At 35.7% G+C, this 7,302-nt stretch carries 8 protein-coding genes and 1 tRNA gene; 2 read left to right on the top strand and 7 right to left on the bottom strand.

The features are described 5' to 3' along the window. Positions 1-165 precede the first annotated feature (165 nt). Positions 166-1,332, top strand: a complete 1,167-nt coding sequence (locus tag AMDU4_RS12660) for an MFS transporter (protein ID WP_021788332.1) — start codon at positions 166-168, stop codon at positions 1,330-1,332. A gap of 15 nt (positions 1,333-1,347) precedes the next feature. Here the strand turns inward: AMDU4_RS12660 and AMDU4_RS12655 are convergent, their stop codons facing one another. The 5 genes from AMDU4_RS12655 to AMDU4_RS12635 all read right to left on the bottom strand — a co-directional run bounded on the left by AMDU4_RS12655 (position 1,348) and on the right by AMDU4_RS12635 (position 3,702). Next, on the bottom strand, positions 1,348-1,554 hold the full coding sequence (locus AMDU4_RS12655) for a hypothetical protein (protein WP_021788331.1): 207 nt from the start codon (positions 1,552-1,554) through the stop codon (positions 1,348-1,350). 298 nt (positions 1,555-1,852) lie between these two features. Next, positions 1,853-2,560 carry an alpha/beta fold hydrolase gene (locus tag AMDU4_RS12650; RefSeq protein WP_021788329.1) on the bottom strand — a complete coding sequence of 236 codons (708 nt, stop codon included), beginning with the start codon at positions 2,558-2,560 and terminating at the stop codon, positions 1,853-1,855. Positions 2,561-2,987: 427 nt separating this feature from the next. After that, a complete protein-coding gene (locus tag AMDU4_RS12645) occupies positions 2,988-3,182 on the bottom strand; it encodes a hypothetical protein (protein WP_021788328.1) in 195 nt (64 codons plus the stop codon). Next, a complete protein-coding gene (locus tag AMDU4_RS12640) occupies positions 3,182-3,331 on the bottom strand; it encodes a hypothetical protein (protein WP_290705362.1) in 150 nt (49 codons plus the stop codon). The genes AMDU4_RS12645 and AMDU4_RS12640 overlap by 1 nt, the downstream gene beginning before the upstream one ends. A gap of 17 nt (positions 3,332-3,348) precedes the next feature. After that, complete coding sequence (locus AMDU4_RS12635) at positions 3,349-3,702, bottom strand: hypothetical protein (RefSeq protein WP_021788327.1); 354 nt, start codon at positions 3,700-3,702, stop codon at positions 3,349-3,351. A gap of 453 nt (positions 3,703-4,155) precedes the next feature. On the opposite strand from AMDU4_RS12635, the gene AMDU4_RS12630 reads away from it, so the two are divergent. Further along, positions 4,156-5,517, top strand: coding sequence for a transposase (locus tag AMDU4_RS12630; RefSeq protein ID WP_021788326.1), 1,362 nt, complete (start codon positions 4,156-4,158; stop codon positions 5,515-5,517). A gap of 30 nt (positions 5,518-5,547) precedes the next feature. Here the strand turns inward: AMDU4_RS12630 and AMDU4_RS12625 are convergent. Together AMDU4_RS12625 and gcvT are read right to left on the bottom strand one after the other, a co-directional pair. After that, positions 5,548-5,619: transfer RNA gene (locus tag AMDU4_RS12625), tRNA-Ala, on the bottom strand. A gap of 312 nt (positions 5,620-5,931) precedes the next feature. Next, entirely contained in the window at positions 5,932-7,062 is a 1,131-nt protein-coding gene (gcvT, locus tag AMDU4_RS12620) for a glycine cleavage system aminomethyltransferase GcvT (RefSeq protein WP_021788325.1), read from the bottom strand. Between the last annotated feature and the right edge of the window lie 240 nt (positions 7,063-7,302).

Genomic DNA, 7,302 nt, shown 5'->3' with positions numbered 1-7,302 from the left:
CGTAGTTATTGTCATAACTGGTAATTACGTAATACAATATAAACCTTTCTATACCCTGTGTTTTCAATAAGAAATTATATAAAATAATATTATAGCATCAACTGTATATAATTGCCATAGACAAATATGAAATGTTTATATAGAAAGGATAATTTTCATTGTGTTATGGACAATTTTATTAATAGAAATGTTTTATTAATCTCTTTTTCCGCATTCTTCTCAGATATGGGATATCAGGCAGTTTTAGCGGTATTGCCTGTGCTTTTAGTTCTCCACTTTCATGCACCAGTTTACGTTTATGGAATAATTATGGGTATTTCATATGGACTGGGAGCATTTTTTGGATATGTGGGAGGCAGGCTCTCGGATATATATGGGAGGAAGAAGATTGCCATAATCGGGAACGCATTTATACCATTTCTCTCACTTAGTGGAATTACAAGTAATTTTATTCAAAGCTCTACTCTATTTACAACTGGATGGCTGTCCAGGAATTTCAGGTCTCCTGCGAGAAAAGCTCTTATGAGTGATGAGACAAGTGATTCAACAAGAGGGAGAATCTTTGGATTCCTCAATGCATTGGATGTTGGAGGCGGAGTAGCATCAATAACAATCCTCCTTATACTTTTACATTTAAACATGAAGCTTTCAGATATTATCCTTTTAACTTCCATACCAATATTCGTGGCAACAATATTATTAATTTTTGTTAAAGAAAGACCAAGGAAAATTGAGGAACAATTACAAAAAAATGATATTCCAAGGGCTAAAATCAAACGTTCCACTTATAATGGCGTAATATTGGCAACTGGTCTTTATGGATTCAGTTATTATAGTTTGGGATTTCCAATACTTACAATAGCTACAGCTCAGAACGATGCGTTGGGTTTTGCCTCTTATTTATTTTTCTTGCTTGCATCAGCTCTATTTGGATATATAGTGGGATCCAGAAAAATTAAGTTAATACCCTCACTGGCATTTATAGGATATATACTGTCTGGAATTGGCACAATAGTTCTGGGATTGGCATATGTATATCATTTAAGTGTGGTTATAATGTTCCTTGCAGTAGTCTTAATTGGAATGGCTGTAGGGACAATAAGCACGCTGGAACCTAATTTAATAACCATAGTCAAGCCACGAAGTGAACATGGCAGGGGAATGGGAGCACTCACCGCATCTAGAAGTGCCGGTCTTTTCTTCGGGAATATAATGATGGGTTTTCTCTATTATTTTGATCCTTTTTATTCTTATCTCTATGCAACAATAATAGCGATGGTGGCAGGATTAATCATATTGATACCAGGCAGGGATTTTAAAGATTTAATCTAAATATTACTAATAACTTTAGAGTGTTTTAGTAAAAAGTGCTGTTACCAGTAATTCGTTTGTGTTAAATTCTAACATACTATTTTTTGTTCTAGTTTGGACATTATATTTATCCTTTACCATGAATACAATCTCACTGCCGGGTTCTCCAGTTCCGTCATGATGGAGTATGTATTCAATCACTCTTTCCAATGTAGCTAATATGCTTTTGCACAACTTTTCCATTTACCTTGATATTCTCAACCTCATCATAGTATACCCGATTTCCTTGTTTTATCTTTCTTATGAATGATATATATTAGTGTATATGCACACCACTATTATACAGTATGGATTTGGATTAAATGATATATGAAAAACAACCTAAATAACAAGAAAATGATAGATTATATCAAGGGAAATAATGTTAGAAATCTAATACTATTCTATTTGGGAAAGATAACCACAACTCAAGGAATGGGTATGAATTATTACCATTCACACCATAGCGCTCACACAGTTGATAATGTGTGTCCGTAGAACACTAAGTTTCCGCCAAGGCAATCATGTTTTCTACCAACTCGTCTGGTTTGGTTACCATTGGCCAGTGCCCAGTATCCATTACCTTATATGGACCATAAAGCTCTCCCCACTTTCCCTCAATGATTTCATTCACAGGATCTCCTCCACTCATGGTGCAGAATATATAAGTGCACTTAATTGCGTCAAAGTTTTTAGAAATAACAATTGGATCGGTAGAATGCTTCAACGGCCAAGGAGTGGCCTTAGATAATATCCAGCTTCTATCCATTCCATGGACATCGGGTCCGATGTGGTTGAGTATGTCCTCATTGAAAGGAATTCCGAGACTCCCCCCAGTGAGTGCTCCAAATTCATCTGAGGCATTGAAACTTGCCTGAGGAGTTCTTATCTTCTCTGGTATCACAGCATCAAGATACAGGATCGATTTGATTCTTTTCGGAATACGATCTGCAACTGGTGCCACGACTTTTCCTGCAAAACTATGTCCAACCAGTATGATATCCTCTAGGTCGTTGTATTTTATGACGTTTAGAACGTCTTGGATTGCAGTCTCCATACCTATCTCCTTGGAAATAAGGTGTACTCTCTCTCCCATTCCGGTGAGAGTTATTGGATAAACTTCATTTCCTTCGCTGACCAATGGTGGGATGATCTTTCTCCATACCCAGGCGCCCAGCCAAGCCCCCGGTACAAGCACAAATTTTGACATATGTATTTGCCCCTTCTTGATTTGCTTTAGGATGATAGTAAATATAAAGCTTATGGAAGTGAATTGGACATGAATGTTTTGTTCAACGAATATATAAAGAGATTATAGCTCTAACAGCTTCATCTCCTCCTCTGTTTGTATGACTTTCCAGTATCTGTATCCAGCCCAAATTATTCATATGGTATCAAAATAGTCTTAGAATTTCCACTACATTTCTGATAGGCATATCTCAGTGAATCCCTTAATTCTCGTGGTTTTTCATTGATATAAATAATTGAGCGATATCTTAATATCGTAGTGGAACATATTTTTCTTTTTCACTACAAGAAAAAAAGGTACATACGATGAAAAAGAGCCCTATACACCTTTTAGGCGTAATATGTACATTAGAAATACCTAAGCATATTTTGACGCCATATAATTATTCCTACAGTTTATCAATCAGCTTGGTTTGTATTAGAGTAATTCTAAGAGGGTTGAAAATATTGAGTATTCCGATCACCCTAGCATCCCAGAGATCTGCAAGTGTATAATGAAAAATGCTCTGAAATCCTTCAATGAAGTAATTTACCCATATCTCGTTTTTTGGCAGCTCCTTTGGTATCTTTATCTCATCATTCATCAGAATGGCAGCCTCATTATAGCCTTTCTGTTGGACAGTACTACCTGAAACTCGTATCCTTCACCCAGAAGATTCTCTATCTCGTTCATTGGAACAAGCTTCTGTTTTGAGCCATTGCTTGCCACTGCTACTGCGATCTTATCTCTCAACAGCTTCTGGAAATCATCTATGTTGTCTCAGCAAGATTCATCTTATTAATCTCATCCTGCCTGTATCCCACAGCAGAAAAAAGTTGTTGCTGCAAATACAGCCTTGCGTTTTCCTCTGATACATCGCTTATCCTTGTTTCAAGAAACTTTGTGGATTTGTTGTATGATTCTATCATTTCCTTGATGATATCCGGCAGCAATCGCTTGTTTGTTGAATATTTGGCCTCGATATCACTCTTGTGACACATTATGAATTGTCTCCATGGGTGGGATATCAGACCTTTGGATTCTGCAATATCCAATACTGTGCTGAAATATGCCCTTAAAACATACAGTCTCATTTTCAACCCTACCTGCTCTATTGCTTCCATTGTGTCCCTCGTTACAAATGTCGTCCTCAAGAATGCATTCTTCTTGACACCTCTGACATAGAACTGTAATAATAGGGATTTATGGGTAAGTTATTCTACCGACTTTCTCCGCTCCTCAAGGTATTCCATGATGCGTGTCGTACCTTCCTTCTCAAGTTCCCTGACTAAATCCATAAACTCGTAAGTGAAATCTTTGTCGTTGGCTCTGGCTTTCTTCAGGATTTCCATTGGTGTTATATTGGTAAGGTCAGAGTAATGCCATAAATTCCTCGAAGCTACTGTTGCCGTTAAGACAGATTTCGCCTTCGGGTTCTCAAATATACTTCGGCTGCATAGTCATAACGAATGGTAGCATAAAACCTAAACTCAGAGCTCAATTAGGGAACAATTGAATTATTTTTCAGTAAATACCGCAATATCTTTATACTTTTATGTGTTCCCTATATACTGAACATGACAAAGGAAATAAAACCGATTGGGAAATATGAGTATGTTTACGAAAGTTCAATGGTCTGGGATTCAGAGCATAAGAAGAGGCACAAGGTCTCTAAGTATGTGGGAAAGGTGATCAATGGGGATAAGGAGAATCCTAAAAGGGTAAGGGATATTGTTGCTGTCCGTGGAATATACGAGATTGGGCATATTGAACTTGCATGGTCCCTCATGGATGATGTGATATCGGCATTGAGGGAGGAATATCCGGACGATCTCATGAAAATACTTGCCTTTTCATTCAACAGGTTGATTTACCCCCTTCCATTGAAATCCATCAAATCATGGGTTGAGAAGACCTGGTTATCGAAAACAATTCATGAGATATCGCCAAAATCACTCTCTGCAATGCTGAAGCGCATAGGAAAGGATCAGAATGGGCAGAAGAATATATCCATGAAGCTCATGAAGAAGAATGAGATTGTTGCATATGATACATCTGCACTCTTCTCCTATTCCTCAGGAATAAGAATGGCGGAATTTGGCCATAACAACAATGATCTGCTTCTTCCCCTGATAAGGATAATCATGGGTTTCTCCAGATTGAGGAATGAGCCATGTTACATCCGCCTCGTACCTGGAAGCATAGTAGATATTGATACATTGAGAAAATCGGAGGAAGAGATGCCTCCCGGAACACTCTTTGTTATGGACCGTGGATTCATTGACGATGGCAATTTCGGAAAGATGAATACCGATGGAATGTATTTCATAACGCCACTGAAACGTGACTCAAAGATACCGGATTATTCAGTAGAACAGAAAGGTTTCTTCATGTTCAGGAAAAGAGCCATTAGATATTCCTCAAAAACTGTTGGCAATTACGATGTCCATATATTTGAGGATATCCTCCTCAGGGCTGCTGAGGAGAATGAGTATTATTCCCTTATGGATGCAGGGAAGAATCCCAAATTCTCAACTGATAAGGCAGGGAAGATAGCCATTTTAACAAACACAAGGGATAGGCCACAGGTTATATTCGAGCTGTACAAGTCCAGGAACGATGTTGAGGAGGCATTCGATGTTTTCAAGAATCTTCTCCAGGTAGATACCCCATATCTGAGGGATGACGATACCCTGAGAGGATATGTATTTGTATCATTCATATCGCTGATCGCTTATTACCGTATACTGAAACTCCTGAAGAACAGGAAGGTAAACAGCAGGATAAGCGTGAAAGATGCACTGTTGCAGTTATCAAAGATATATCTTACTGATGTGGGTGACCGAACAATAGTCGCGGAAATACCAAAGAAAGTCAGGGAACTTGCAGAAACCCTTGGGCTAGAACCAGAACTGTTCCCTAAAAGAGTTCCGAGTTAAGGATAAAAGGTACTCAATTAATAAATTAAATGGACCGGTCGGGATTTGGACCCGAGCCCTCCTGCTTGCAAAGCAGGCGATCTACCGCTGATCTACCGGCCCATTGTAGTTCATAGAAATTAAACGAGAATTATTAAATGTTTCTAAATAAAATTTAATATTTGATAATGAAGATTTAAATTAATTATTTAGGGAGGGGGAGAGGTACATTTCCAGTGGAACATAAAAAGGTGTATGGGTATCCTGTGAAAATAATTATAATTAATTAATATATATAAAAATAATCATATATACTATATAAATAAATATAAAAGTTTATATTATTATATTATAAAGCGACACACTTATTTTATTATTAATAATTAAAAATATATATTATATATAATATATATTTTAAAAAATAAGATAATACTACTATTTCACAATTTTTGGTTTTACAACTTCCGCTTTTACCTTATTATTTCTTATATTAATAAAAACCTCATTTTCGGTTTTGCTATATTCTTTATTAATATAACCCAATCCAATACCAATATTCAGTATTGGTGATAGAGTTCCACTGGTTATTTTTCCTTCTATATTATCGTTCACATATATATCATAGCCATTTCTTGGAATATTCCTATTTTCCAGTTTAAAACCTCTAAATATATTATTATATTGTGTTTTCTGTTCTAATAATATTTCTTTTCCAATAAAATTATGTTCAAAGTTTACAATAAATGATATGGAAGCTTCATATGGATTCTTATTTTCATTAAAATCCTGTCCTGATAATAGCATTCCCTTTTCCATTCTTAATGTATCTCTGGCACCTAACCCACATGGAAGGCCGTTTATTTTATAAATCTCTTTTAATAGATTATTCCAGATGTCAGCAGCAATTTCATTAGGAATTATTAGTTCCACACCCCTCTCTCCAGTATATCCAGTCCCTGAGATTATTATTTCACCACTATCGGTTAGAGCATTGTGTTTTTGTGAATCAGTATATATAAATGTAAGTGCTTCTGGAAATTCCATACCGAGTTTTCTTATTATCTCCTCTGATCTAGGTCCCTGGACTGCAATATGGCTTATAAGATTTGAATAATTTTCTATATTTACATTATAACCATTTTTATTATCTATCATCCATCTGTAAATTTTTTCTATATTAGATGCATTTGGTATTAAAAAAAACTTCTCTCTGGACAATCTGTATATGATAGTATCATCTATCATATTTCCATCATTGTTAAGAAATGCAGTATACATACACTTATTTTCCTTTAAATCAGAAACTTTCGATGGAAAGATATAATCTACATAAGCCTCAGCATCATGACCTGAAATAACAATGTCACCCATATGAGATATATCAAAAATTCCAACATCTGTTCTAACAGCCATGTGTTCCTTTATAATAGAGCTATATTCTAATGGCATTTCCCAGCCATGAAAATCTATCATCTTAGCATCTATTTTTTTATGTTCATTGTAAAGGGCAGTTCTCATAGGGGTACCATTTTTCATTTCCATTGGAAATACACCCCTCTCCCCCATTTATATATATGAATATTATGTGTGTTTTTATTTAAAATTTTTTTGTTCCCATAATATCCAGAAATAAATACTTTCCACTGGAAATTCACCTCTCCTTTATAATCCATATCATATATGTCCTTATCTCTCACGGTATTACAATAAAATCTTCTATATTTATTTATGTATCTCCTTTGAATTACACAAAAAGAAAAAGATATTATCGAGCCATAAATTTTTTAATTTATTATTATTTATACC

It is taken from the genome of Ferroplasma sp. Type II (assembly GCF_000496155.1).
Note: the sequence above shows the minus strand (reverse complement) of the source record. Positions and strands in the feature narration are given on the sequence as shown.

Excerpts from the sequence above, each read along its gene's own strand:
- AMDU4_RS12635 (WP_021788327.1), bottom strand. The coding sequence starts at position 3,702 with ATGGAAGCAATAGAGCAGGTAGGGTTGAAAATGAGACTGTATGTTTTA.
- gcvT (WP_021788325.1), bottom strand. The coding sequence starts at position 7,062 with ATGGGGGAGAGGGGTGTATTTCCAATGGAAATGAAAAATGGTACCCCT.
- AMDU4_RS12650 (WP_021788329.1), bottom strand. The coding sequence starts at position 2,560 with ATGTCAAAATTTGTGCTTGTACCGGGGGCTTGGCTGGGCGCCTGGGTA.
- AMDU4_RS12630 (WP_021788326.1), top strand. The coding sequence starts at position 4,156 with ATGACAAAGGAAATAAAACCGATTGGGAAATATGAGTATGTTTACGAA.
- AMDU4_RS12660 (WP_021788332.1), top strand. The coding sequence starts at position 166 with ATGGACAATTTTATTAATAGAAATGTTTTATTAATCTCTTTTTCCGCA.
- AMDU4_RS12655 (WP_021788331.1), bottom strand. The coding sequence starts at position 1,554 with ATGGAAAAGTTGTGCAAAAGCATATTAGCTACATTGGAAAGAGTGATT.
- AMDU4_RS12645 (WP_021788328.1), bottom strand. The coding sequence starts at position 3,182 with ATGAATGATGAGATAAAGATACCAAAGGAGCTGCCAAAAAACGAGATA.